The organism is Paenibacillus oralis, assembly GCF_003863965.1.
Lineage (GTDB): Bacteria > Bacillota > Bacilli > Paenibacillales > Paenibacillaceae > Fontibacillus > Fontibacillus oralis.
Genome location: NZ_RRCN01000001.1, coordinates 2,383,636 through 2,410,508, shown reverse-complemented (window position 1 = coordinate 2,410,508; position 26,873 = coordinate 2,383,636). Strand labels below are relative to the sequence as shown.

Sequence of the window (26,873 nt, the reverse complement as noted above, 5' to 3'; positions counted from 1 at the left end):
CTTACTGCTTGCCCAGAATATCCGCGAGCCGCTTCAATTCCTTGATGAAATATTTGTTCACCAAGGCGCTGTCCCTGACGTACAGCTTGCCTTCGAGGGATGCGGCATAGGCGGCTTTCACCAGCGGCACCGCCGCGGCGATGTTAAAGCCGTACTCGCGCAGGCCCTTGTAATCGTATTTGAGATCCTGCATGTTCATCAGGATGACGCTCGTGAATTTGGCGGTGCTGATTCCGACCGAAGCCGCGAAGTCGAGCAGCCTGACCATGTTGCTCAGGGCCTCAACCCGTTCGGACGCGGTGAAAAAGCCAATATGCGAGCTTTTCATCGCTCCGAGGCACAACTCCAGCGGCGGATTGTTTGGGATATCGAGCAGAATAATGTCGAACATCCCTTTCAAAGTGCCGATCACCCGCTCCAAATGCTCGAATTCGAAATCGAGATACTCCTCGATCAGATCGTGGGGACTGGGCGCCAGCAGATACAGCCGCTCGTATTTCGTCCCCGTAATCTCCTCCCGAAAATCGGTCTTGTCGCTTTTTAAGACCCGGAGCAATCCTCTCCCTTGCTTAGGCGGCTCTACGTCCAGGTAATGAAACAGGTTCGGCTGAAACGTCTTTAAATCGACGATGCACGTATTCAGCCCCTTCTGCGCGAGCAAATACCCCAAATTGCTGATCAGGATCGCGTTGTCGGCAAGGTCGCAGGCCGGAATGAAGCCGATGACACTATAGATGAGCTTGCTGTCCTGGAGCTCCGCCCCGCCAAGGTAATCCTTCGGCGAGATTTTTTGCAAAATCCGGTCGAGCTTCAGTTCTTCTCTTTGATCCATGACTCCACCTCATTTTGCAGCGTCGGCAGTTGATCCAGGATGACGTCGCTGTTTTTGCGGCTCAGGATCGTGATCAGGTATTTCTTCCCGCTGTAGCCGTTGTATTTGGCAAAGTTGTCGATCTGCTGCTTGGAGCCCTCCAGCAGCAGCGCCCGCGGCTGGATGCTCTTCATGAACTCCTGGCTTTTCATCACTTCCTGCCGCTTATCCTCGCTTAACTTGAGCACCTCTTTGTACACTTCATAGATCGAATGGCTGCTTGCATTCAGCATATCCTTCACCGTGATTTGATCGAACAGCACTTCCGTCTTGATCGCCGTGCTCGTCCCCCCAAAATTGGGGTTGCCCGAACCTGAGCTTTCCTCCTTCTCGTAGGAGACGCGGATTCTGACGGTGTCCCCCGGCATCAGGATGTCGCCGCCGGCTTCCAGGAAGTTGTAGGGCAGGGTCAGCACTTCGTGCTTCTCATCGAGCTGGTACAGCCATTCGTTTTTGAGCGGTTTTTCTTCCCGCAGCTGATCTTTATACAAAATGCCGTCGTCCCGCAAATAATACTCCGTGTATTTGCCAATCACCGACTCCAGATCCGCCGCCAGCACCATATCCTCGGTATATTCCTTGCGGATGAGGGCGTATTTGCGGATCATCTTCTCGGTGATCACCTGATCGGCCGGAATGCCGCCGTCGTGAGCGATGCGGAGAATTTCCACCGTGTCCTTGGCCGCCTTGTTGGCGTTGTTGAGCACGATAAACGAGACGATGATCACGGTAACGCTGACGACCAGGGCCATGATTTTTTTGAAAATTTTACGGTTTGGCGAAACGCTTTTGATCGTCGTTAAATCCATCGAGTGTTACGCACCTTCCATTAGTCTTAGAAGCATATGGCCAAAAGCTTGCTCGTACTCCGGAGCGAGATTCGTCAAAGCGATCTCCGTTTCGATCTGGGAGTCGAAGCTGTTATTGTATGGGACATGCCCCGCGAGGTTCATTTCGTAACGAAAAACGTCGCTAAGTCCGCTGGCCAGCACTTCGCCCACCCGCTCCGGCGCAAACAAAGCGTCCTGGAACCGCGAGCGGTCGTTGTATTTGGTCACGATCACCTTCGACTTGGCGTTGAGATAGGCCGCCTTCTCCGCATCCAGGACGACCTCGACATTGCGAATCGTGCTGAGCACCGCGTGCAGGTTGTTCGGCACGCATAATCCGAAAATATCGATGTGGATCATCGTTTCCCGGAACTCCCGGAACAAGTCAAGCGGCATATCAAGCAAGACCAGGTTAAACTTCGTCCTTAGCAAAGAGAGCAGGCCTACCAGCTTGTCGCTGGTGTAGAACTGGTCCATCAGCCTATGGTCCTGGAACGAATATCCGAGCGTGGTCAGCCACAAATGATCTTTGATGCTGCAGGCTGTCGTCATGTAATCCTGGGGCCGGGCGAGCGTGCGGATCAGGGAGGCGCTCATTTCGTCGTATTTATTGCTTTGTTCATGAAACCTGCCGAAGTACATGTTCATGCTCCGGTACTCCGCGTCCATGTCGATGATCATCGTGCTCAACCCGCGTTTGCTGGCTTCATGCGCCAGGTTCACCACGGTGCTGGTCAGTCCGCTGCCGCGGTGTCCGGTAACGGCGACGACCCGGCTCATGCCCCGGCTGATCCCCGCCATCCGTTTCGTCAGAGGATCGGTGGCCTCGGGCTCGGCCTCGCCTTTTTCGGCCTTGGAGCGGAAGCGGCTGAAGAAGGATTTTTTCTTCTCCGGCTTCGCCTCCTCCTCCGCAGGCGCGTCTACGGGAGCCCGCTGCGGTTTGGAAAGCTGTCCTCCGCTTCGCCCCGCGGCCAGCTCATCCAGCACGGAACGGATCAGGCCCAGCGGGATTCGCGGTTCGTCGCAAACGACGATCCGCAGGCCAGCGTACTTCTGCAGGAGCGGCTCCAGTTGCTGGGACCTAAGCGGGTTTCTGGTGAGCAGAAAGACCGGGACCTGCGCCCCGCGGCGGTCGCTGAACCATTTCAAGGCTGCGTTTAGTTGGCCCAGATCCGTTTCCTGGCTCCCTGAAAACGCCTCGTCGGTCAACAGCACGCCATCCACTGCCGGGTTGTTCTCCAGAAGATAGCCGGGCAAATCCTGCAGCGTCAGCGCATCGGCCTGGGCAGCTTCCCGTCTGCCTGACAAGTAACCCGACACGATTCGATGGAATCCGCCGGAAACGATGAGAATTGCCATAGGTTAGTAATTCCTTTCTCCCTTGTCCGATCCCCGTCTTAGTCGTTCAAATCGTCAAACATCGACCCGACCACCGTGACCTCAATGTTATCGAGCACATCGATGCCCTGCAAAGTTCCGAGCTTCTTGTAGGTATGGCCTCCTCTGGAGAGCGGAGCGTCGTTGATCCAGGCTTTGACGTAATACTTGCCGTTTTGCATGTTGGCGTGCGTGTAGACCGGGATATTGTCCGGGTTGATCTCGATTGTAACGGTCGTCGTTTCGGTAATTTTGTACATCTTTTTCTGTTTGTCAGCGACATATTCCCGATACTGATAGTTCTCCTTGCTGCCTTGCGTACTGGACTCGCTGTAACCTTCGAGCACCCGTTTCCAATACTCATGCGTTTTGCTCTCGTCCTGATCCTGGGAGTAAAAGATTTCCTCGACGTCTTTCTTATACCGCGATTCGTCGTCTTCCCGGTCCAGCACATTCAGCAGCGTTTTGCCGTCTACCCCTTTGGGCTGCCCGGCCGTCAGTTGGCCGGCTGCTGCTTTGAACCCTCCACCCTTCGCGGCTAGCGGTTCATTGGCGATATTGACCGCTTTTTTCTTGCTGTTGATGTAGATCAGATTCGTTTCGTAACGGAAGGAATCGATCAGCGTGTCGACCATATCCTTATGATCCTTCGTATCGTCGGGCGACTGCTTGTACATCACGGTTTTAACCGTAAACGTGTAACTCCCGGCCGGGTTGAAATAATACCCCGATTTGACCGGGTACGCGTATTTTTGCAGCTGCCGGTCGGTGGCGAATACCGCCTTGTCGTACAGCGATTTTTTGTTGGTCTTGTCCTTGGCCGCTTGGCGCGCCTTCTGGTACTGCTCCGCCATCGGGCTTTCGCTCTTCCAGGCGATGTCGGCGCTGGCCTGCTGGGTGAAGGTGCGCTCGTACTGGCCGGGAACGGCCGTCCAGTTGTAAGGCTGGCCATTCTCGTCGATATGCTTCATCCAGCGGATGACGTCATATGTGTAAGGTTCGTTTTCCCAGAACAGCTTTTTGGTTTTGGAGTCCGGGGTGTTGTTCTCGATCTTGTTCTCATACGTATGTTTCCCAAGCTCCTTGGTCCCGTTGTAGACGTAGACGTCATAGATTTTGCGGTTCTCGCCGGAGTTGAAGTCGGCATGGGCCGTTTCGCGTACAGTTACCCAACTGCACCCGCCGCCCTTGCTGCAGACCAGTTTTTGATATTCATAATCCCTTTTAACAGAGCCTCCATAAGACACCGTCCCGCTTTTGCGGATCGGTACTTTCGGGTTTTCTGGGTTTTTCCACTTACGGTTTAGCGGGTCATCCCCGAAATCCTCGCGTTTAATGATGGCGTTAACGACCGGATACCGTTCAATGACTTCTCTAGCTTCATTCACCCGCGGATTGCCCTCGACCTTGAAATCCCGAAACAAATCGGGCGCATTGTTATTAACGTTAAGCTGGCCTGTCGCATTGCTAACCCACTTTCCCTCCGGCAGCGTCAAGATCGCCGTAATCGGGTTGCCGTCCCGGAGCGGGAATTTCACTTTGGTGGATAGTACGTCATAAGGCAGCGGCTCCGGCTTCACCAGCTTAACAGCCAGCGGATTGGAATCGAGCGCATTGTTGTCCAGGTTCTTCTCCTTAGGCGCTTTGCCGTCTTCATTGACCTTGAACTGAATGCGGACATCGCTGTCCGGCATTGTAAAAGTGGCGTAAAGAACAGCGCTCTTTGCATTCGATACGCTAAAAGAACCTGATTCCGCATTGGCATGGCCGGAAAACGCCAAGTTATCAGCCTGTGCGGTTAGCCTGGTTCCATCTTTCTTTGTCAAAGTCCAAGAGTAGTTTGTCGTTACCGGGTCAGTGAAAGTGGAATTTACCCGCACAGCCGCCTGCACCTGTTCTCCAGCAACGGCCTCTTCCGGCAATTTATCAAACGTCGCCGCCAAATCGGATTCCAACAAAGCGAAAGGAGCGATCGGAATATCCAGATACGTCACGCCGACATTGCTGTCGATATAAACGGTCCCAAACCCCCAGGAAAACATCGTCGGAGGCTGCAGGACATGGACGTAGTCGATCCAGTTCCCGCTTTTGGGTTTGGCGTTCTTAGTATAAACCGACTGATCCCCATAGTCGGAGTTTTGGTTGTTGTACATAAATTCGGAATAAGGTACCCCGGCGTACTCCGTATTTAGTCCTTGGATGATTAATTGTTCGAACGTGCCGCCGATGAGATATTTGATTTTGGTATTTTTGTACTCGTCAAAATCGCTTTTAGCGATCCCGTATTTATCTCTAACCTCCTGGTTAAGCCAAGGATCAGGGATTAAATTAAAATTTTGGATTTTTCTTCCGCTCCATCCCTGATACCAAGGCACCCCTTCGGTAGGGACTGAGTGGCCGTTTTTGGTATATCCGCTGTACTCCTTCATTTCCTTGCCCTTATGGTTCAGCGTTCTTCCATGATCTCCGCCATAAACGATTTGAAACGTGTTATTTTTGAGCTTTTCCCTCTCGGTTTGCTCCGACGGCGGATTCAAATGTTTTTGGATCAGGTCCCTGCGAAGCGTCCTCGTTTCGTTATTAATCGTTACACTATTGGGATAGTAATTCTGGAGGCCGTAAAACTCTTGCATGTCTTGATTGATTCTCTTGAGCGCTTCATCAACTGTAGCGGGTCTTGTACTATCCGCTGGTTCCGTGCCCTCCGCCGCCTCGACGAGCCGAAGGGGAAACATCTCCATCAGCAAAATTAACGCCAAAAACAGGCCAACCCATTTTACGCTTGTTTTCATCTGCGATCCCTACTCTTTGATTTCATAAACACTAACGTCAATCGGATCTGAATTATGTGAGGCAATATATACAGAATAATTGCTGTCCTTGAACACCTTTAATTCAATTTCTTGCTCCCAATCCGTCTTCTTTTTTATATATTGGATGGCTTCCTGAACCGTTTTTTTATCAATTTTTTGCAGGAGAATTTCCTCAACTTCCTTGACTTGCCTTTCATAATCCGCGCCTTCCCTCATCTCCGGGAAATAGATCATCATGGACACCACTGGGTAATATTGCTCGTTGCTTCCTTTTTCGATCTCTAGCGTAGATCCCGTATTATGCTTCACTTTAAAACCGTACATATTTTCTTCCACGGCCTTGTTTTCGCTTGGCTCCTTCTCCTCTTCCGGATCAAACGGGATATCGCTGATGTATGCCGTACGCACCGCGGCGTCCCACTTGACATAGGCGCCCAGCCCTTCGGTGACGAAGCGGATCGGCACGAAGGTTCGGCCATTGATCCGGCGCGCAGCCGTGTCCATCTCTTTTACTTTCCCGTTCACGTTATACAGCTTCTGCCCTATAATCAAAGTGATTTCATTGTTATCCAGTTTGATCGTTACCGATTGGTTCGCCGGAGCCCACTTCACATCAGCCCCTAACGCCTCGCTGACAAAACGGACCGGCACCTGCACCCGCTGCGCCTTATCCACGTACGGCTGCTCATCCGGAAAAGCGATGCGCTCCCCCTGATATTCAATACGAAGCGGCAATTCCACCGCCGCCGAAGTTGCGCCTGCGCCAGGCAGCCATGCCACCGCAAAAACAAGACATGCCAATACCCCTATCGTTTTTTTCATTTTGCTGATTTTCATTTTGCAAAAACCCTCCTAAAGCTTAAAGTGCATGTTTAACTCTTCAATGAATTCCTTGCATCCTAAGGGGTATGACTATAATACCAACATATTCCAGCTACCTGGGCTACCAAAATTATACACGGCAAAAAATACCTCCTGTGAGGGCTGTAAGTCTTGATTTATTGGTGCCTTTGCGCTAGTTCTGGAGAAATTCACTAAGTCCTAAGACTCAAAAATGCGAATATTTATGCAAAATGAAATTTTTTGACATGTTTTTAAATTAAAAAAAACGCCTGACGGCGTCCTTTAGTGGCTCTGACTTCTACTTTGGAGCGATTGGAGGCTCTTCCTAAACTTTGGACGCTGCTCTAACGGACACCAGCGACCTTATCCGCTCATTTCCCGGGTATTTCCCAGCCTAACGGACACAGGCGACCCTATTTCGCTCTAAACCAGTTTATCCAGGGCGATTTGAGGTAAATAAGGGCTTCTGTGTCCGTTACATTTTACAAACCTCCGTTTTTTCGAAAATAACGGCTCTGGTGTCCCTTAGCCCCAGGTCCCTTTTCTTCTCCCCCTCTCTACCTGCACATCGCCCTCTGCCATGCCCGAAATCTTATAAATGTAAATAAAAACCGCCACGAAAGCAGCTTCGCATAAAACAAACTGCCTTCGGGACGGCCCGGAATGGTTTATTAAATTTTGGCGGCAGGGATCGGATCGCGCTTACTCGGCAATAACCTCCTGATTTTTTAACACATTGACTTTATAATTCATGCCCCATTCATACATGGACTCCAAGATCGGCATCAGGCTTTGGCCGTGTTCGGTGAGCGTATACTCCACTTTGGGCGGAACCACGGGATACACTTCGCGATGGACGATGAGATCCTCCTCCAGCTCCCGTAATTGATTGACGAGCATGCGCTGGGTAATTCCGGGAATGAGGGAACGGAGCTCGTTGAACCGTTTGGTTCCCTCCTTGCCAAGATGCCACATGATGAGCATTTTCCACTTCCCCCCAATGATATGCAGGGTCAGCTCTTTTTCGCAGTTAAACGTTCTTTCATCAAATCTTCCCACGTTATCTCACCTCCAATCCCATCCTACCACAAAAAAGGGAGTACAGTATACTTTAGGACAATAGGTGCTAATCAAGTACATATAGGCATTTTCAAGTAACTATATGTTTTTAAAGTGCGTACTTACATCGTTAGCAGTTCACGGTTATGATGGGCTTACGTTCACCACATTCTAAATCATCGGGAGTGATTATAATGGAATTGCAGTTGGCGCTTGATCTTGTCAACATCCCTGAAGCCAAACAAATCGTGGCCGAGGTGCAGGAGCATATCGATATCGTGGAAATCGGAACCCCCGTGGTCATTAACGAAGGTCTCCGCGCGGTCAAAGAAATTAAAGAACAGTTCCCGTCATTAAAAGTGCTGGCCGATTTGAAAGTGATGGATGCAGGGGCATACGAAGTGATGAAAGCCGCGGAAGCCGGCGCGGATATCGTAACCATTCTGGGGGCGACGGACGACGCCACGATTCGGGGCGCTGTGGAAGAGGCCAAAAAACATAACACGAAAATATTGGTGGATATGATCAACGTAAAAGATATCGAAACCCGCGCCCGGGAAATCGACGCATTGGGTGTAGACTACATCTGCGTTCATACCGGTTACGATTTGCAGGCGGAAGGCCAAAGTCCGTTCGAGCAATTGCGGATCATCAAGAACGTCGTGAAAAATTCCAAAACGGCGGTGGCCGGCGGAATCAAGCTGGACACCCTGCCCGACGTAGTTAAGGCCAATCCCGATCTTGTCATCGTTGGCGGAGGAATTACCGGACAGGCCGACAAAAAGGCCGTGGCCGCAGAAATGCAAAGATTGGTCGCTCAAGGGTAACGGTGCGGATGGATACCGTGCAATATGCCGCAAAAATTATCGAAGAGCTGCAGCATTCCGTATCTTTTATTCAGGAAGCCGAAGCCGATCGGTTGGTAGACCGGCTGCTCCAGGCCGATAAAGTGTTTGTGGCCGGCGCGGGCCGTTCCGGGTTTATGGCGAAATCGTTTGCCATGCGGCTGATGCAAATGGGCCATAACGCCTACGTCGTCGGTGAAACGGTGACCCCCAGCATCGGCAAGGACGACGTGCTCGTCATTGGTTCCGGCTCCGGAGAGACGAAAGCGCTGGTCAGCATGGCGCAAAAGGCGAAAACGCTGGATGCCGGGATAGCGCTCGTCACCATCTCCCCCGAATCCACTATCGGGAAACTGGCCGACGTGATCGTACGCCTGCCGGGCTCTCCGAAGGATAAGGAGCAAAGCCGTTACAATACGATTCAGCCCATGGCCTCCTTGTTCGAACAAACGCTGTTGATTTTTTACGATGCGGTCATTCTAAAATGCATGGAACGCAAAGGAATCACGGGCAGCGAGATGTACGGCAGGCACGCAAACTTGGAATAGCGCGTAGACCTCGAATAACACTAAACCTGGAATACACTAAACCTGGCATACACTAAACCTGGCATAACGCCGCAAAGCAGGCCCGACCTATGGACGGCCTGCTTTTTTTGAACCGGAGTTTTCTTACTCATGACTAAAGTCGCATTTTTGTGATAACTCGTTATCAAACTTTCTCCCTTCATCTATCAAAGCGGTTATATGAATCCCATCCATCAGCCCTTGCCTATACATGATCGAATAAACCTTGGAAATTCTTTCATTTCCCAGTTCCTCGTATTGATACAGCTTGGATTGCTTGTCCTTAGGCAAACATTGAAGCATTTCATTGAATAACAATTGCAGTCTCTTTGATTTAGCACGATACTCATCCTGGATCGACACGCCATTCCCAATTTCATCAGTCCGCAGCTCTATCAGCTCATTCAAATAGCTTCTTATCGTTTCCACCAACCATCACACTCCATCCCCAAGTGATGCCCATATTATATCAACGTGAATAAATATTTTATACGATCACATTGACATCAAAGTGATGTCACCATACCCACATTGCGCTTAGAACAAGGGATTTTCGAAAAAATTATATTTTTAGCCGATAAAAATAAATGCTCAATCGCAGAGCAAGTCGAATAAAGAACATGTTTCGACTGACTGGCAAAAATGTGCTTGATCGGCTTAAACGGCGACGATTAATTGCATTTTGTACAACTAACTTCATACCCAACTGCCCAATCACTCGTTTTAATTGCATTTCATACAATTACAGTCCCGTTTCTTTCCCCTTCCTTCAAAAAAGAGCGGAGTAATTGTAGGATTTGCACTTAATCAAGCGCTATGGAGTATTTCCGGATAAATAATTGTACATTTTGCAACTACTGCAACGATTAAATCGAGATAACTCGCCGGCTTAACCCGTTTATGTATACAGACACACATAGCGACGGACCCGGGGTACGAGAGTATCGGCCTTCTGAATTAGCTTCTATCATTTTCAAGAATTTGGTATAATAAAACGGACGAGGTGCACCGGTGGGCGGACGCGGCGAAGCTAACCCGAAGGGGGGTGAGGCCGTGTCCATTCTTGAATTGTGCTTGAAACTGTTGGACGGGGTGTCCAGGCTGGTCGGGGTTCTGACCGGAATTAACACGTTGCTTACCGCCCGCAAACAGGCGTGAGACAAGAAAAACCACCGGGAATAGGTTGGCCGCCTACCGGTGGTTTTTCGCCTGAAAATCTCGCCGTGGTTGCCCATCGGCCCTTGTCTGCCGCAATGCAGCATCGCGGCATTTTTCATTTTACGTATTTTCTAAGCACATTATACCACAAGCAGGACTTACTTAAAAGCTTGATCAACCGCCTCTATGATACTTTAAGTAACTGTTCATTTTGCAACAATTTCGACTAGGCAACTTGGAGGTGTATAATTTAAGCAAAAGATTTGATGCGCTATTGGACAGATATAAAAGTGAGATGGCCGATATATTTGGTGGAAACTTAATAGGTATTTATTTGACAGGTTCAATCGTTTTGAGATATGGATTAACACTGGATCAAAGGAGATGCCGTTTCTTTCAAATCGTATCCGTTAACGCAATTTCAGGGATTCATTAAACATATTTCATGGCTTCGATATATTCTTTTTGTCTAGCACATTGGGACATTTCCTCGCAATCAAGTTCTTCTAGCCTTTAATGTATCCACCATATGTTACATAGAGGGTCGTGTACACACTCACTGACAACAGCGTGTCAGGGTTAAAAGACGGGTTGGGAATTTTTCTTGCCAATGATCTGATATATTACGTTTGCGACATATTTCTAATTATCCTCTAATTCATTGTTATAACCAATAGACACCTCAAACTTTTCCCCAGATTCTGTACATACTGTGGAGTGATACCTCATATCTACAACACTGTAACGCACTTCTTGACTTATAATCTTGATGTTAGGATCTTTGCTGTTGAGATATTCTTCGACCGTCAAGCCAAACGATTTTTTCCCCCATGGTGTTCCATTTACTCCAAAATAAATGACAACCGCAATTATACCTGTGCCAGCGATTAGAAGAATACTGAATATCCATCTCATTACTTTTTGTTGAGACATCGATTTCTCCTTGATCAATTGGATTTACCCAACAGAATACCTTGGCTGTCGGTCAGACATACAACATCGCCGTGGATGTTAAGCTTGTAATATTGACCCTCTCCTGTACCTTGATCAACATGGGGCCACAGGCTGGCGCTTAGGTCGTGTATGATTCCAATACACTACTAGCTCCTTCTTAGCTACTTAACTTTCCTGAACTCCCGGTCGAACTGAGGACTTACTTATACAAAAGGCTGGCATTGCTGCCAGCCAAAATAAATCAAGTTCAGTTTAAATTAAAATTTACTATTTCTTTTTTTCTTTGCTCTTCGGAGCAGGCTAGTTAACATACAAGTCGAAATCAAACTCAGCTCCTATGGTGTTGGCAAAATTAATAATATCAGCTTCAAGGTAGATCGCCGGAGTTTGTTTTTGTTCAATATAAATCGCAGTGTTAAACTGATACGATACATCGTTATTTTCTTTAAATTTGCACAGTTCTGACTTTTTGCTTTTTAATACAGATAAAAGTTCACTAAGCTGATTATTAATATCAAGGGACGCTGTAAGTTTTGTTCTTAAAAACCAACCATCCTCTTTCCTGAAATGTGTACCATTTAATTTTTCACCTTTTCTGAAATAACCCGTCGGAGTAACGAGTAAACTTTTCGTTAATTCATTAGGATTAAATAGACCCATTACCGAAAAAGCAACCATTATTGAAGTTTCTTCCACATTACACCTCATTTCAAAAATATGCCTGTCAAAAACCCTTCACCATTTTCTCCCTTTAAGTATATCAGCACTTCTCCTGAGTTTTGAATTATAGTCTATCGTCAGGCATTTAATCCGATCCACGTCCTTTATCTTTTGCAGATGATCAACTAAGGCATCGGCATCTACTTTTATGCTTGAGGTGATTGCTCATGCTCAAACGGTCATATTGTGCATCTATATGAGTAATTTCTGCAAACAGGGCTTCATCCAATACAAGCTCTTGAGACATTTTTTCCAACCTTCCTTTCAATTTTACGAGAAAAAAAGAACCACAAGCGGAGGGGACGCCTGTGGTTAGAATAATTTTGCTTAATTCGCCCTACTCGACTGTTCCTGCAGTGATGTCGATTATAAGCTTCTCTTCAGGTATGCTAAGATCTTTTGTAGTATACAGAATATACTGGGATGAATGGTCCGTTGGTTCAAGTTTCACCCAGTGATTAACCTCACTAACCCTAAGCCCCACAATCTTACGTGTCTGATGGAGTCGTGTACTACTGTTTCTTTGAAATAAATTAATCAATTCAATTTGAGGCTCAAGACGAAAATCAGTGCTTGACAAAATAAATGATGACGGAGATGGGGGGGTGTCTCTCCAAACCACTTTGCACGATTATCCCTTTGGTTCAGAAAGCCAAGTCACATGAGCAAACGGGATAATCGTGCAAAGCCTCCGGATAGCGAGTCTCGCTCCAGGCCACGGTCTGTTGTCGGCTTGACTGTCAAGCACTGATGATTAGGTTGAACCCAATTTGATATTCATATCTTTCATCAGCTGTAATTTTTAATGAGTCACTTCTTATCTTTTCGTTTGCCCAACCGTGGGTGTTAACGCTTTGAATCAGAGCAGCAGAAATTAGTCTTGTTGATACTAGCCCTACACAAATTCCAGCATAGTCTACTCCACTCGTTGGAGCCCATCCTTTGATAAGTAGTGTAGTAAATAATATAGCGAACAATAGAACTGGAATACCTGCCCCCCACAAATAGGTAGTTCCTTTAATATCCATCCCTCGTTGAAAATATGCCGTAGAACCTAGAAGAAACCAAACAAATGATAAGGCACTAAAAATAATTAGCATTATTAGCAGAAGCCGTAACCATACATGCATATTTGACCCCCTTTGGATTGTAGAGAGCTTCAGCTTTCTTCTTTAGATAAATCTTCAATCGCTAATTTTAAGATAATAGCTATTTCTTCCTCTCGATTCACTTTCTCACCTCACTTATTAACCGTTTTCGTTCTGCAAAAGTTGAGTTATGAGTTGTTCAACTCAGAATTTTGTTTATCCCAACTCAAAATCTTAAGTGATTATCGGGAGACAAGTCGTTTATTTTTCCGACCCTTCGATTCCAAATGATGTGGATATCCTGGGCTTGTAAAAAAGCTCATTCCTCCTCGCTGTTTAAGTTGGAATAAGCCTTTGAAAGTTTGTATACCCCACCTATATATAAACAACAGGCGAGCCAATAAGAACAATCATACTACTTGTGTTTGTTTAGTTCTTTTCTAAATAATTCCTTAGATTTATTAACAATACTATCTAAGACACTGGTATCTACGAAAACTAAAGAAGCAAACATAATCTCCGGTACACTCTGCCCCTATTCCATTTGAGATCACGCCGGAAATCTAACGGTTGTATCCGTCGCTATTTTGCGAAAAAAGACCCTTTCGAAATTTTAACGGTTGTGAGCGTTGTTATCTGATCTAATCTGAGCCCAAATAGCCGATTTTTAGCTAAATAGGCACCGTGGTAACCGTTAAAATGGGCCTTAATGCAATGCTCTTGTCCAATCCGATTCCCTTTTCCTGTATCTCGTGTCTTATTTATATATCGGAAGTAGGAATCTGGAACGAGAGAGGAATCTGCAAAACATATAGTTCTTTATGCCCAACCGGAGACACCGTGCCACAAATAAAAACCCCTCCTTGGAAAAACACTTCTCCAAATAGAGGGGTTATGCACGTTTGAGGGGTTATACACGTTTTCGGAATTTGTTCTATTATAGAGGGCTAAGCTTCCTTAGGTTTCGCCATGCGCGTGAATACTTTGATCACCTCGCTCAGCAGCAGCGGGATCAGCGCCAGCCCAATGACGATGGCCCAATCCGCCAAACTCAGGTTCTGCACTTTGAAGGCGGCGGCCAAAAACGGAACCGTGATGGAAACGAACTGTAAAACCAAACCCACGAGGACCGCCCCGACCAACAGCTTGTTGGAGAACAGGCCAACGGTAAAAATCGACTTCGTGGTGCTGCGCTTCGAAAAAGAGTAAAACAGCTGCGAAGCCGCCAGTACGACAAACGCCATCGTCCGCGCATAGACCATCACGTCTGCGGGAATATTTTCCGACCTTAGTCCATATCCGTATTCGCGAAGGCCCACGTAAAAAGCAACCAGCGTCAGCGCCCCGATCAGCAGGCCGCCGATTACGGCCCGCACTGCGGCACCGCCGGCGAAGAAGCTCTCCTTCGGATCCCGCGGCTGGCGTTTCATCACATCTTCTTCACCCGGATCCACGCCCAGTGCGATCGCCGGCAGCGTGTCCGTCACCAGATTGACCCAGAGCAGCTGGGTGGCCAACAAAGGCAGCGGCCAGAAAAAGAGAATCGAAGCCAAAATCGCCACGACTTCCCCAAAGTTGCAGGCCAATAGAAACGTCACCGTTTTGCGGATGTTGGCATAAATATTCCGGCCTTCCCGGATCGCATGGACGATCGTCGTAAAGTTATCGTCCGTCAGGATCATATCGGCGGCGCCCTTCGATACGTCGGTACCGGTAATGCCCATGGCCACCCCGATATCGGCGGTTTTCAAGGACGGCGCGTCATTCACCCCGTCCCCCGTCATCGAGACGATATTTCCCTGGGCTTTAAACGCTTTGACGATCTTGACCTTGTGCTCGGGAGACACGCGGGCGAACACGCGGACATTTTGAATTTTCCGGGCAAACGCTTCGTCCGTCATCTCGTCGATTTCCGCGCCCGTCATGCTCTGCTCCAGCGAGCTGGCGATTTCCAACTCTTTGGCGATGGCGACTGCGGTATTCCGGTGATCGCCCGTGATCATCACCGGCGTAATCCCGGCCATTTTCGCTTCCCGAATCGAGTCCTTCACTTCGGTCCGCGGCGGATCGATCATGCCCACAAAGCCGAGGATCGTCAGATCCTGTTCCATCTCCTCCGGGGACAGCAGGCGGTCCGTGTCCTTATAGGCTGCGCCAAGCACCCTTAACGCGTTGTCCGACATTTTTTCCGCCGCCTGCAAGTATTGGCCTTTCAGCTCCTCGGTCAGCGGCACCACTTCCCCCTTGACGACGGCTGAAACCGAAATCCGCAGAAGCTGGTCGATCGCCCCCTTCGTATGAATGCGGTAGCCCTCCCGCGTCTGATTTAAAGTGGACATCAGCTTGCGGTCGGAATCGAAAGGCTTTTCGTCCAACCTTTTGTATTCCGCTTCCAGCGAACGCTTCTGAATATTATGCTGTTCGCCGTAGGCAACCAGAGCGATTTCCGTAGGATCGCCGGTTCCCTGGCCGTTCTCGTAGGTAGCGTCGGAGCAGAGGACGAAGGTTTTGATCAACTCCAAAGGCGGCTCTTCATTTAAAGGGGTGGCGGTAAAATACTCGACCACCGTCATTTTATTTTGCGTCAGCGTTCCCGTTTTGTCCGAGCAGATGATGTTCACGGAACCTAGCGTTTCGACCGCCGGCAGTTTCTTCACGATCGCGTTAATCCGCGACATGCGGGTGACGCCAAGCGCAAGCACGATCGCCACGATGGCCGGAAGTCCTTCCGGAATCGCCGCCACCGCCAGGCTGATCGCCGTAAGAAACAATTCGAACAGGTCGCGCCCTTGGATCAGCCCGATCACGAAAATCAGCACGCAGATGCCGATGGCGATGTAACCGAGTATTTTGCCGAGCTCTTCCAGCTTTTTTTGCAAGGGCGTGAGCTCCCGGGTGTCTTCATCGAGAATTTTGGCGATTTTGCCCATCTCCGTGTCCATGGCCGTCGCCACGACGACTCCTTCGCCGCGCCCGTAGGTGACCAGCGTCGACATGAACGCCATATTGGTCAGGTCGCCGACCGGCATCTTCGGGTCCTCGTGGATATCGTCGGCGTTTTTATCCGCCGGCACGGATTCCCCGGTCAAAGCCGATTCCTCGATCTGCAGGTTGGCGCTCGCCAGCAGGCGCAGATCAGCCGGAATGTAGCGCCCGGCATCGAGGATGACGATGTCCCCGGGCACAACCTCCCCGGAGTCGACCTCCTTCACTTCCCCGTCCCGCCGGACAAGCGTCCGCGGCGTCGTCATCCGCTGCAGCGCTTCGATCGCTTTCTCCGCTTTTTGCTCCTGGATTACGCCGATGACCGCGTTCAGGAGCACGACGGCCAGAATGATCACCGCGTCCATGTATTCCCCGACAAACAAGGTCACTACGGCAGCACCCAGAAGAACGTAAATGAGCATATCTTTGAGCTGGGCCAAAAAGAGGGACAACATGCTTTTTTTTGGTTTGCCCTTTAGCTTGTTCGGTCCGTACTTGCTTAACCGGGCTTTGGCTTCCGCGCTTGTCAAGCCCGGCGCCGGGTCGGACTGCAGCTCCCGCAGCACGGCTTCCCGGGATTTTGTATGCCACATCGGCAACACCTCTTATTCAGAATATATTCAAAATGGACCCTACCATTATTGTAAACCTGTTCCATCCATAATTATGAGTGCGCACATGAAATTGAATGAATCCCGCCACAATTTTGCCATGATTTAAAAGCGCGCCAATTGCCCGCATCAAGATGAAAAAAACACGGCGCTATGCTACAATACTTGAATGTGTTAACGGGAAATTATTTAGGAGGGTATTTGAAGCGCATGCTGATTATAGGTATCGCCGGCGGAACCGGCTCCGGTAAAACCACGGTGGCCCGCTCGGTTATAGAGCAGCTTGATACGGATAAAGTGACGTTCATCTCGCAGGATAATTACTATAAAGATCAGACCCATCTGACGATGTCCGAACGGGAAAAGACCAACTACGACCACCCTTTCGCCTTCGACAACGAACTGCTTGTGGAGCATCTCACCCTTCTGAAAAACGGACAAGCCGCTTACGCGCCGGTGTACGACTTCACGATCCATACCCGGTCCGACAAAACGATCATGCTGCAGCCGAACAACATCGTTATCGTCGAGGGACTGTTCGTGCTGTATGACGAAAAGCTGCGGGGCTTGCTCGACATTAAAGTGTTCGTGGACACCGATTCCGACGTCCGCATCCTCCGCCGCGTGCTGCGGGATATCGAGGAACGAGGCCGCTCGATCCATTCCATCCACCAGCAGTACCTCGCGACCGTAAAGCCGATGCACGAAGCCTTCATCGAGCCGTCCAAAAAATACGCCGACCTCATCATCCCCGAAGGCGGGCATAACGAAGTCGGCATCCAAATGCTGACGATCCTGACCGAAAAATATTTATCCGGAGGCGCCCGGTAAACCCGGGCCGCCTCTTCTTTTTGCGCGGGCGCCGGCTTTATGGCCGGGACATTTTGCCGTATGATAAAATGGCATTAATACTAGGGAGAGGACGGGATGTTTCGTGCGGGGAAAAACTTTGCTGCTTCACCACATCAAATCGCATTTGCTGTTTTACCTGACGGCCGTCGGGTTCCTGGCGGTTGCCAACATCACGTATTCGTATTTCCCGAAAGTGCTGGGGGAGTTTACCGATCACCTGCAAACCGGCAATTTGACGAGAAACGGCGTCGTTTACCATGCCTCGGTTCTCGCCTTGATCGCGCTCGTTTATGGAGGCTGCTTTGGAATCGGCCAATACATCAACCATCGCCTTGGGCGGATCTTCGAATTCCGCGCCCGCCAGCAGTTGTTCGGGCACTTTACCCGCTTAAGCGAATCTTTCTTTTCCAAAAACGGCATCGGCAAGCTGCTGAGTTACGTGATGAACGACGTGACCGGCGTGCGCGAATCGATCGCCAATGGATTAAATCAAATGACCAATGCGTCGGTTTTGCTGATTTCCGTCATCGTGATGATGGCGGTGAGCGATATTCCGGCGCTTTTGATCGTGGTCAGCGTTTTGCCGCTCATCGCCATCCCGTTTCTGGTCGTCCGCATCGGCCCGCTGATTCGCGACCGCTCGCGAAAGGTGCAGGAGTCGCTGGCGGCCATGACCGAATCGGCGGAAGAACAGTTTGAGGGCGTCAAGGTGACCAAAAGCTTCGCCGCCGAAGACACCGCCTACCGCCGGTTCGGCGAAACCGTCGACCGGATATTAAGCAATCAGCTGTCCTTGGTCCGCATCACCTCGTTGTTTCAAGTGCTGCTGCCCTTCACCGGCGCGATGTCGATGGCGATCGCCATCGCCTACGGCGGCATGCTGGTGACGCGCGGCGAGCTGTCGCTCGGCAATTTCGTGGCGCTGACGCTCTATTTGCGCATGATCATGAACCCGCTGCGCTTGATCGGCAACGTCATCAATGCCATGCAGCGCTCCAGGGCCTCGTTGGACCGGTTGAACCGGCTGCTTGCCGTAAAGCCGGACATCCGCGAAGCCGAAGGGGCGCTGCAGCTCGAAGACCGGCCGCTAAGCATCGAAATCCGGAATTTGACCTTTTCGTATCCCGAAGCGGCCAGACCGTCGCTTACGGATATCCGTCTTCGCTTGAAGCCGGGCCAGACCTTGGGCATCGTTGGCCGGACGGGCAGCGGCAAAACGACGCTCGTCAAGCTGCTGCTGCGGATTTACGATCCGCCGCGGGGAACGGTGTTTATCGGCGGCGCCGACGTCCTCGACTTGTCGCTGGAGAGCCTGCGCTCGCAGATCGCTTACGTGCCGCAGGACGGCTTTCTGTTCAGCACGACGATCCGCGACAACATCGCTTTTTTTGACCGGAATTCGGATCTGAAAAAAGTCGTGGAGGCGTCAAAGCTCGCCGATCTGCACGACAATATCGCCGCCTTTCCCGATAAGTTCGAGACTAAGCTGGGGGAACGCGGGCTGACCTTGTCGGGCGGGCAACGCCAGCGCACCAGCCTGGCGCGGGGGCTGATCAAGGACGCCCCGATCCTGCTGCTGGACGACAGCGTCAGCGCGGTGGACGCCGTAACCGAGACGAAAATCCTGACCAATCTGCGCTTGGCGCGCGAGGGCAAAACGACGGTGATCATCGCCCATCGCATCAGCGCCGTTAAACATGCCGACCATATCCTCGTGCTTGAGGACGGCCGGATCGCCGAGCAGGGCACGCATGACCAATTGCTGGATGCCGGCGGGTTATACGCCGCGCTGCACGCCATTCAGGAAGGAGGGGAAAGCGATGCCGGCTAAAACCATGGAACAAAGTCCGAAAAAATACGAGCTATCCCCGGAAAACCGGCGCAATGCGTTCGCCGCCCTCTTCGCCTACGCCAAACCTCACCGCAAGGCGTTCCTTGGCGTGTTCGCCTTCGCGTTCCTGGCGATTGCCGCCGATCTTCTGCAGCCGGTACTCATTAAATACGCCATTGACGAAAAGGTGTTGTTCGGGGCGCACGGAGCTAGTATCCTGTTAACGCTTGCAATCGCGTATTTGCTGTTGGAGGCTGTCAGCGGCATCTTTTCTTATTTCCAGGCCAATATGCTGCAGCGCGCCGGCCAGAGCATCGTCGCCCGCTTGCGCAAGGATTTGTTCCGCCATATCACCGGGCAGTCCATGTCCTTCTTCGACCGCAGCTCCGCGGGAGGCCTTGTCACCAACCAGTCCAGCGATACGGAGACGATTAACCAGTTTTTCACTCAAGTGCTGTTAAGCCTTGTGCGCGACGGGTTGTCGCTCATATTGATCGTCGTCTTCATGTTCTCCCTGGACGCCCGCCTCGCCTTGTACTGCATGATCCTGTTCCCGATTATTACGGCCATTTCCCTGGCTTTCCGCAAATATTTGCGCACCTGCTACCAGCGGGCTCGCGCCCTGCTGTCCCGGCTGATCGCCTTCACCGCGGAAAATTTGACCGGCATGAGCCTGATCCAGTCCTTCCATCAGGAAAAAGAGCAGGCGTCGCGGTTTACGCAGCGGAACACCGTCTACCTGCAGGCCAACCTGCAGGAGGTGCGGGCTTCGGTGCTGTTCAACCGCTCCTTCGATATTTTGGGCAACCTGTCCGTCGCTTTTGTCGTGTGGATCGGGGGGAACGCAGTGCTGGGCCACCGCATTGAATTCGGCGTGCTGTACGCGTTCATCAGTTATATCCGCCAGTTTTTCCAGCCGATCAACGCCATCACCCAGCAGTGGAACACGCTGCAATCGACGATGGTGTCGATGGACCGGCTATGGCGCATCTTCTCCGTCGAACCGGAGGTCCGGGGTCCGCAGCCGGAGGAAGCCGTGCCCGCCGACCTCGCCACCGTTCGCGGCCGGATCGATTTCAACCGCATCCGGTTTTCGTACACCGCAGGCCAGGAGGTGCTGCACGGCCTGGATTTGCATATCCGCGCGGGCGAGTTCATCGGCATCGTCGGCACGACCGGCGCGGGCAAAAGCTCGCTGGTTAACCTGCTGACCCGCTTTTATGACGTGGACGAGGGCAGCGTCGAGATCGACGGCATCGACATCCGGCGCCTGCCGTTAGAGTCCCTGCACCGCATGGTCGGACTGGTCCAGCAGGACCCGTTCCTGTTCTCCGGCACCATCATCGACAACGTCCGCCTGTTCCGGCAAGAGATCAGCCGGGAAGAGGTGATCGAGGCGTGCCGCCGGGTCGGCGCCCATCCGATGATCGAGCGGCTCAAAGACGGATACGATACGCTGCTGTCCAACCGGGGCAGCGGGCTGTCCGCCGGGGAGCGGCAGCTGATTTCTTTTGCCCGCATCCTTACGTTTAAGCCGAAGATCCTGATCCTGGACGAAGCGACCGCCAACCTCGATTCTCAAACGGAGCTGCTGATCCAAAACGCGCTGCATGTCGTTTCCGAGGGACGGACCACCCTGGTGATCGCCCACCGCCTGTCCACCGTCCAGCATGCCGACCGCATCATCGTCATCCAAAGCGGACGCATCGCCGAGCAGGGAACACATGAACAGCTCCTGGCGCAAACCGGCTATTACGCCGAGCTCATCCGCCACTCCCGGGGCGAACCGAGTGTGACGGCCTGAGCCGGCTCATGGCAGCCGATGCCATGCGGACACCAGGCTGGCGAATGCTGGGCACACGCCAAAGTTTAAAGCCGGGACATGGCTGGCAGGCCATGCGGACACCAGGCTGGCGAAGCTGGCACATGCCAATGCTTAAAGCCGGGGGATGGCTGCCCATGCCATGCGGACACCCGGCCGGCGCACGCTGGGCACATAGTAAAGCTTAAGCCGGGACATGGCTGCCAAGGCCATGCGGACACCAGGCTGGCGAAGCTGGCACATGCCAATGCTTAAAGTCGGCTCATGGCTGCCAAGGCCCGCGCACGGCCGGTAATAATGACGCTGCGCACCGAAATGTCTGCACACCCGTTAGGCGATTGCCATATGATACGGTAAGACTAACGTCGGGTGGGTGACACAAAGATGATTTATACCGCACTCGGGGATTCGATTACGTTCGGAGAAAATGCCACCTCTCCGGCCAAGGCCTATCCCCAGCTTGTCGTATCGTCGTTGAATGCCGCGAACTCCCGCAAGGTCAGAGGATTTGTGCTGGCCCGGCCGGGATGGAGCAGCCATGAACTGCTGGACGCCGTTTTATGGCAGGACTCGTCCATGATCCATTTGTCCGATGTCGTATCCGTATGGATCGGCGGGGTGGACCTGGCCAGCACCGCAATTTCTTCGCTTCTGACCGGAAAGCTGCAGCCGGACGAACGGCTTTTGAGCTCTTATCGGGCAAATCTGAACGGGATTTTGCAGCAAGTTCGCCATCTAAGCCGTGCAAACCTGGTGTGCTGCACGCAGTACAATCCGTTTCCGAACAGCGCCGCCGCGGGGGAGTGGATCGGGCGGCTGAACCGGGTCACGAGAGAAGTTGCGGTTCGGCACGGGGCCAAGGTCGCCCCTGCGCATCAGTGGTTTGAAGGCAGGCAAGCGGAACTCATTGCCGGTTATAAAACGGGGAGGCTCCAGGATGTGTTAAGCGGATCATTGCCCATTCATCCGAACAACCTGGGGCATCGGGCGATTGCCGAAGGACTGGCGCCATACATCCATCCTGCCCCCAAACCCGTGAAGCGCCATAGTGTGAAGCGTCATAGCTTAAAACGCCATAAACGGTAATTTTTCGATGAAAAAAGCAAAAAAATCAACCCCTGCGTCATCGTAATAAGAAAAACGCCTGACGGCGCCCTTTAATGGTTCTGACTTCTACTTTGAACGCTGCTCTAACGGACACCAGCGACTTTATCCGCCCATTTCCCGGGTATTTCCCAGCCTAACGGACACACACGACCCTATCTCCAAACCAGTTGATCCAGGCCGATTTGAGGTAAATAAGGTCTTCTGTGTCCGTTACATTTTGTAAACCTCCGTTTTTCCTCAAATAACGGCTCTGGTGTCCCTTAGCCCCGGTTTCCTCTTCTCTTCCCCTCTCTACCTGCGTATCGCCCTCTACCATGACCGAAATTTTTTAATTCTATAAGGTGAACAAAAAATATCCCCTTTCGGACGCTGGCCAACAAGCCCGTAGGGCGAAGGCAGACCGGGAAGGGGATATTTTTCACATACTGCTCCAAGGCAAGCGATTATCTGGAGACTCTATCCTCGCTCACATCATTAAAGAATTTCAGCGAGTACAGCGCGCAAATTCCAACGATAACGTAAATGATCCGGGACGCGGCGGAATTTTGCCCGCCGAAAATGCCCGCCACCAGATCGTACTGGAACAGTCCTATCAAAAGCCAGTTGATCCCGCCGATAATCAGCAGAGCCAGCGCAATAATATTTAATGTCTTCATGAACGACAACTCCTCGTCAAAATTGATGTTTATTAACAAAATTCCCATATTTATCTTGAATTATGCAGTCTTTGAATTTAACGGAAATCAAGGGGGATGCATGCATACATAAAATCATCACGGAGCAATTTAAGGGGGAATGACAAATTTTGCTTGGAGGGAAATCAACCGATGAATAAGCTTGGCGCGCATGAAGTCATGGAAGTACACGAGATTTTAAGCAACGAAATCTGCGGGTTGAATGCGATGATGCTCTATCGCCCTTACGTGAAAGACCAGCAATTGCAAATGATGATGAACCATCAAATGCAAGCCTGTACCATGGATTACAACCAACTCGTACAGCTGGCGCAGCAAACGGGAGCATCCCAAGCCGTACCGGCCCGCGGCCAAAAAACGATGGCAAGCGCCAGCGGGATGGCCACTGCCGGCGGAACAATGCCAACTATGGGTGGGAGCATGGCAACTTCCGGTGGAACAATGTCAACTGCGGGTGGGGCCATGCCGACTGGGAGTGGGACCATGCCAACTGCCGGCGGAACGATGGGGACTCATGAAACCATGCCAACCTATGCAAGCTCTTCGTATCAACCGATGTATGGCCTGCGCCAACCGGAAACGCAAACGCCGGCTCATAGCACGGATCAACTTGACGATGCGGACGTGGCCTTAGCGCTCTTGAACAGCCACAAGCAATCGGCCGCCTTAAAAATGAAAGCCGCGCTTGAGATGGCCAACCCTGCGCTGCGTCATTTCGTTCAAGCCAGTGCCGGCAGATGCGCGGACATGGCTTACGAATGTTTCCAATACGCCAACCAAAAAGGGTACTACCAGGTGCCTACGCTTCAGGAAAATACGACCGATACGTTCGTGCACGCCTACGGTACGGTTCCCCAGGGAAATCCGCAGCCGTCCGGCGGTATGTTTATGTAGAACGGCCAGCAGCATCAAGGCACCCTTTGCGGTGTCTTGTTTTATTTTAGGGAAACGACACGGCCGTTCCCCGCTGCATAACAGGAAACGGCCGTGTCGCTCCGTAAATTACACTTGCTTAAACTCGATCCATCCGATCTGCAGCCCCGGCTTGGTGAATTCCAGCTTCAGCTCGTAAATTCCCGCTTCCAGCCCGATTTTCACCAGCTTTTGCCGAATCCAGTTGCCGTCCGTTCCGTTGGTTTGCACCGTCGCCATCAACTGGCCGTCCAGCATGAGGTTGCAGGCGCTTTGGGCCAAATTGGTATCCGCGTACATCAAATTGACGATGATCCGGTACTCGCCAGCGCGGTCCACCTTGATGAAAGTGGCTCCCGCGGCAGCCGGTTTGACCTGCGCGCTAACGGCCAACTCCTGGACCTGACCCGGAACGAGCGCCGGATTTGCTTTAAAGGTATGAACGGTTTCCACGATTTCCTGTTTCTGCGAGAAGACCGGCGCGTTCATCAGGAACCGGCAAATATTCATGGCGCAGCGCTGCAGTTCCCCGCGCGTCAATGACCCGTTCCCCAGCGATTCGATGGTGTTGTCGTCCATGGCGTTGACCTCCGCGCCGTAGTTGCTGACGACCATGTACAGATCGTTTTGCGCCCGGACCATAAAATTCGTATATTTCTTGTCCGCCGGACCGCCATTCGCCACATCGTTCATCATCGCCCACCAGTCCGTCATCACGATGCCCGTAAAGCCCCATTCTCCGCGGAGAATCGTCGTGTTCAAATCGTAATTCGATGCTGCCCAATGCCCGTTTAGCGGATTGTACGAGGTCATGACCGAGCTGGCCCCGCCCTGCTTCACCGCCATTTCGAAGCCTTTGAGATACACCTCCCGGAGCGCGCGTTCGGAAACGACCGCATCGACCTTGCTGCGGTGCTTCTCCTGGTTGTTGCCGGCAAAGTGCTTAAGCGTAGCGTGGGAGCCGCCTTTCTTAATACCGGCAGTGCAGGCCGTCGCAAAAATCCCGGTGATCAGCGGGTCCTCGGAAAAATACTCAAAGTTCCGTCCGTTTAGCGGGCTGCGCCGGATATTGAGGCCCGGTCCGAGCAGCGTATCAACTTCGTTTCTCAGCAGCTCCTTGCCTTCCAGCACATAAAGCTCTTCGACCAGCGCCGGGTCCCAGGTCGCTGCAAGCAGAGTGCCGATCGCCACCTGAGTCGCCTTTTCCCCGGTATCCATGCGGATTCCGGACGGGCCGTCCGCCGTACATCCGATCGGGATGCCGAAGCGGAACAAGCTGTCGCTCACTCCCCCAAACGCCGAAGCCGTGCCCGGGGTCACCAGCGGGCTGCTCATCCCTTCGCCGCGGACGATTGCGGCCAAGTCCTCGTCGCTAAGCTGAGCCACAAAATTTTCCAGGCTGATCTTGCCGTCATGCACGTCCTTCAGTTTAAAGCCGCGGTCCCCCGTTTGCTCCAGCGTTTCGGGAAGCCTCCGTTCAATCCGTTCCGCCAAGGATACGGTTCGCTTCGGCACCTCCACATAAGTGATCTCATACGAACCGTCCGCCTGGCGGGCGCCCGGCTTCATGCGGGTGAAGTCTTCCGCCGGCGCCAGCGCCTCTTCCAGCTGCTCCACAACCCGCAGCTCCGGCACGTCGTACCCGTTTTGTCCGTCCACGCCGATCCTAACCGTATTTTTGACGCTGTTCCCTACATGAAAATAGTACATCCCGGCTTCAAGCACGTAAGCGGAACGGTGACCGGTATCTCCGCCATCGTCGTAGGAAGCCAGGGCATTCACCGGGAAGCTTAAAGCCAGCCGCTGCGCTTCTCCCGGCTTCAGCTCCTTCGTTTTGGCGAAGGCCACAAGCGCCTTGGCCGGCTTGCCCAGCTTACCTTGGGGCGCTTCCGCATAAACCTGAACCACCTCTTTACCGGCATAGGTTCCGCCAATGTTTTGCACGGTCACGCCGATTTCAAGCCGCTCTTCTCCCTCTTTGACGACCCGCTTCGCTTGCTCCGGCTTGACGTCAAATTCCGTATAAGTCAATCCATAGCCGAATTCAAACCGCACCTTGTCCGGGCAAAACGTCTCAAAATACCGGTATCCCACATAAATATCTTCCTGGTACAGATTTTTAAATTCGTTGCCGTAATTGCGGGTCGACGGATAGTCCTCAATCGAATAAGCGATCGTATCGGTTAATTTGCCGCCCGGATGGACGTCCCCGGCCAGCACGTCGGCAATGGCGTTGCCGCCTTCCATCCCGCCGTGCCAGGCGTAAATGACGCATGGGATCGGGTGTGCGTACGCTTCATCGTCGAGCCAGCTCATGTCGATGATATTGGAGACGTTCAGGACGACGATCGTATGTTCAAAATGAGCCGTCACCCGCCGCAGCATCGCAATTTCATCGTCCGTCAACCGGTAGCTGCCGGGCGCGTCGGCGTTGTCCTGGTCTTCGCCGGCGGTGCGCCCGATTACCACGATCGCCTTGTCCGACTTGGCCCTTGCAGCGGCCACCAGTTCGTCGGTGAGCGGCATTTCCCGCTGATGCCAAGGCTCCGCGGCCCAGCCGCCTCCGCCGTTGTCGAACGGGTTTTGCTCGATCCATTTTTCATAAACGGACGCCAGTTCCTCGTTCACCCGGATTTGCTTTTTGCTCCGCAGGCCGTCCAATAAATGGGTCGTGTAGGCCACGTTGACGCTGCCGCCCGAACCCGTGCCGCTGCGGTAATAGTCCACTTGAATTCTCCCAAAAATTGAAACGCTTTCAACGCTCCGAAGCGGCAGCGCTTGTCCTTCATTTTTGAGCAGCACCGCGCCCTCCGCGGCCACCTTCCTGCTGAATTCCGCAAACCCTTCCAAAGGTACTCCCACTTTTGAGCTCAATGCCTTCTCTCCCCACTTGTATTTTTATCCAGTTAGTTATACCGTAACCGATTCCTTTTG

The 26,873-nt window shown here is 51.9% G+C and carries 20 protein-coding genes; 7 read left to right on the top strand and 13 right to left on the bottom strand.

Going from position 1 to position 26,873, the window contains the following annotated elements; translation table 11 throughout:
• Position 1 precedes the first annotated feature (1 nt).
• The 6 genes from EHV15_RS11270 to hxlR form a co-directional block, all read right to left on the bottom strand.
• Complete coding sequence (locus EHV15_RS11270; RefSeq protein WP_128631278.1) at positions 2-832, bottom strand: CpaE/TadZ family protein; 831 nt, start codon at positions 830-832, stop codon at positions 2-4.
• Positions 811-1,680 (bottom strand): CpaB family protein, encoded by an 870-nt coding sequence (locus tag EHV15_RS11265; protein ID WP_128631277.1) that lies wholly within the window; start codon positions 1,678-1,680, stop codon positions 811-813. The genes EHV15_RS11270 and EHV15_RS11265 overlap by 22 nt, the downstream gene beginning before the upstream one ends.
• A 6-nt stretch (positions 1,681-1,686) precedes the next feature.
• The gene (locus EHV15_RS11260) at positions 1,687-3,060 is read right to left on the bottom strand and encodes a CpaE/TadZ family protein (RefSeq protein WP_128631276.1); all 1,374 of its coding nucleotides are present in this window, start codon (positions 3,058-3,060) and stop codon (positions 1,687-1,689) included.
• Between the two features lie 38 nt (positions 3,061-3,098).
• Positions 3,099-5,870, bottom strand: coding sequence for a hypothetical protein (locus EHV15_RS11255; protein ID WP_128631275.1), 2,772 nt, complete (start codon positions 5,868-5,870; stop codon positions 3,099-3,101).
• A gap of 9 nt (positions 5,871-5,879) precedes the next feature.
• A complete protein-coding gene (locus EHV15_RS11250) occupies positions 5,880-6,728 on the bottom strand; it encodes a copper amine oxidase N-terminal domain-containing protein (protein WP_128631274.1) in 849 nt (282 codons plus the stop codon).
• Positions 6,729-7,436: 708 nt separating this feature from the next.
• Positions 7,437-7,793, bottom strand: coding sequence for a transcriptional activator HxlR (gene hxlR, locus EHV15_RS11245; RefSeq protein ID WP_128631273.1), 357 nt, complete (start codon positions 7,791-7,793; stop codon positions 7,437-7,439).
• 194 nt (positions 7,794-7,987) lie between these two features.
• On the opposite strand from hxlR, the gene hxlA reads away from it, so the two are divergent.
• The gene (hxlA, locus tag EHV15_RS11240) at positions 7,988-8,620 is read left to right on the top strand and encodes a 3-hexulose-6-phosphate synthase (protein WP_036626796.1); all 633 of its coding nucleotides are present in this window, start codon (positions 7,988-7,990) and stop codon (positions 8,618-8,620) included.
• An 8-nt stretch (positions 8,621-8,628) separates the two neighbouring features.
• Positions 8,629-9,186, top strand: coding sequence for a 6-phospho-3-hexuloisomerase (gene hxlB / locus EHV15_RS11235; protein WP_128631272.1), 558 nt, complete (start codon positions 8,629-8,631; stop codon positions 9,184-9,186).
• Between the two features lie 123 nt (positions 9,187-9,309).
• Here the strand turns inward: hxlB and EHV15_RS11230 are convergent, their stop codons facing one another.
• The 5 genes from EHV15_RS11230 to EHV15_RS11210 form a co-directional block, all read right to left on the bottom strand.
• Positions 9,310-9,633 (bottom strand): hypothetical protein, encoded by a 324-nt coding sequence (locus EHV15_RS11230; RefSeq protein ID WP_128631271.1) that lies wholly within the window; start codon positions 9,631-9,633, stop codon positions 9,310-9,312.
• 1,371 nt (positions 9,634-11,004) lie between these two features.
• A complete protein-coding gene (locus EHV15_RS11225; RefSeq protein ID WP_128631270.1) occupies positions 11,005-11,295 on the bottom strand; it encodes a hypothetical protein in 291 nt (96 codons plus the stop codon).
• 321 nt (positions 11,296-11,616) lie between these two features.
• Positions 11,617-12,012: a DUF4279 domain-containing protein gene (locus EHV15_RS11220; protein WP_178075823.1), complete on the bottom strand. Its 396-nt coding sequence runs from the start codon at positions 12,010-12,012 to the stop codon at positions 11,617-11,619.
• Positions 12,013-12,776: 764 nt separating this feature from the next.
• A complete protein-coding gene (locus tag EHV15_RS11215) occupies positions 12,777-13,166 on the bottom strand; it encodes a hypothetical protein (RefSeq protein WP_128631268.1) in 390 nt (129 codons plus the stop codon).
• Positions 13,167-14,071: 905 nt separating this feature from the next.
• Positions 14,072-16,708, bottom strand: coding sequence for a cation-translocating P-type ATPase (locus EHV15_RS11210; RefSeq protein WP_218571224.1), 2,637 nt, complete (start codon positions 16,706-16,708; stop codon positions 14,072-14,074).
• Positions 16,709-16,930: 222 nt separating this feature from the next.
• On the opposite strand from EHV15_RS11210, the gene udk reads away from it, so the two are divergent.
• The 4 genes from udk to EHV15_RS11190 all read left to right on the top strand — a co-directional run bounded on the left by udk (position 16,931) and on the right by EHV15_RS11190 (position 22,311).
• On the top strand, positions 16,931-17,551 hold the full coding sequence (gene udk, locus EHV15_RS11205; protein ID WP_128631266.1) for a uridine kinase: 621 nt from the start codon (positions 16,931-16,933) through the stop codon (positions 17,549-17,551).
• A 103-nt stretch (positions 17,552-17,654) separates the two neighbouring features.
• Complete coding sequence (locus EHV15_RS11200) at positions 17,655-19,403, top strand: ABC transporter ATP-binding protein (protein ID WP_128631265.1); 1,749 nt, start codon at positions 17,655-17,657, stop codon at positions 19,401-19,403.
• Positions 19,393-21,207 carry an ABC transporter ATP-binding protein gene (locus EHV15_RS11195; protein ID WP_128631264.1) on the top strand — a complete coding sequence of 605 codons (1,815 nt, stop codon included), beginning with the start codon at positions 19,393-19,395 and terminating at the stop codon, positions 21,205-21,207. The genes EHV15_RS11200 and EHV15_RS11195 overlap by 11 nt, the downstream gene beginning before the upstream one ends.
• A gap of 402 nt (positions 21,208-21,609) precedes the next feature.
• A complete protein-coding gene (locus tag EHV15_RS11190; RefSeq protein WP_128631263.1) occupies positions 21,610-22,311 on the top strand; it encodes an SGNH/GDSL hydrolase family protein in 702 nt (233 codons plus the stop codon).
• A gap of 464 nt (positions 22,312-22,775) precedes the next feature.
• Here the strand turns inward: EHV15_RS11190 and EHV15_RS11185 are convergent, their stop codons facing one another.
• Entirely contained in the window at positions 22,776-22,988 is a 213-nt protein-coding gene (locus EHV15_RS11185) for a DUF378 domain-containing protein (RefSeq protein ID WP_128631262.1), read from the bottom strand.
• A gap of 171 nt (positions 22,989-23,159) precedes the next feature.
• On the opposite strand from EHV15_RS11185, the gene EHV15_RS11180 reads away from it, so the two are divergent.
• Positions 23,160-23,921: a spore coat protein gene (locus EHV15_RS11180; RefSeq protein WP_246061466.1), complete on the top strand. Its 762-nt coding sequence runs from the start codon at positions 23,160-23,162 to the stop codon at positions 23,919-23,921.
• Between the two features lie 108 nt (positions 23,922-24,029).
• Here EHV15_RS11180 and EHV15_RS11175 read toward each other — a convergent pair whose 3' ends face one another.
• A complete protein-coding gene (locus EHV15_RS11175) occupies positions 24,030-26,813 on the bottom strand; it encodes a glycoside hydrolase family 3 C-terminal domain-containing protein (protein WP_246061465.1) in 2,784 nt (927 codons plus the stop codon).
• Between the last annotated feature and the right edge of the window lie 60 nt (positions 26,814-26,873).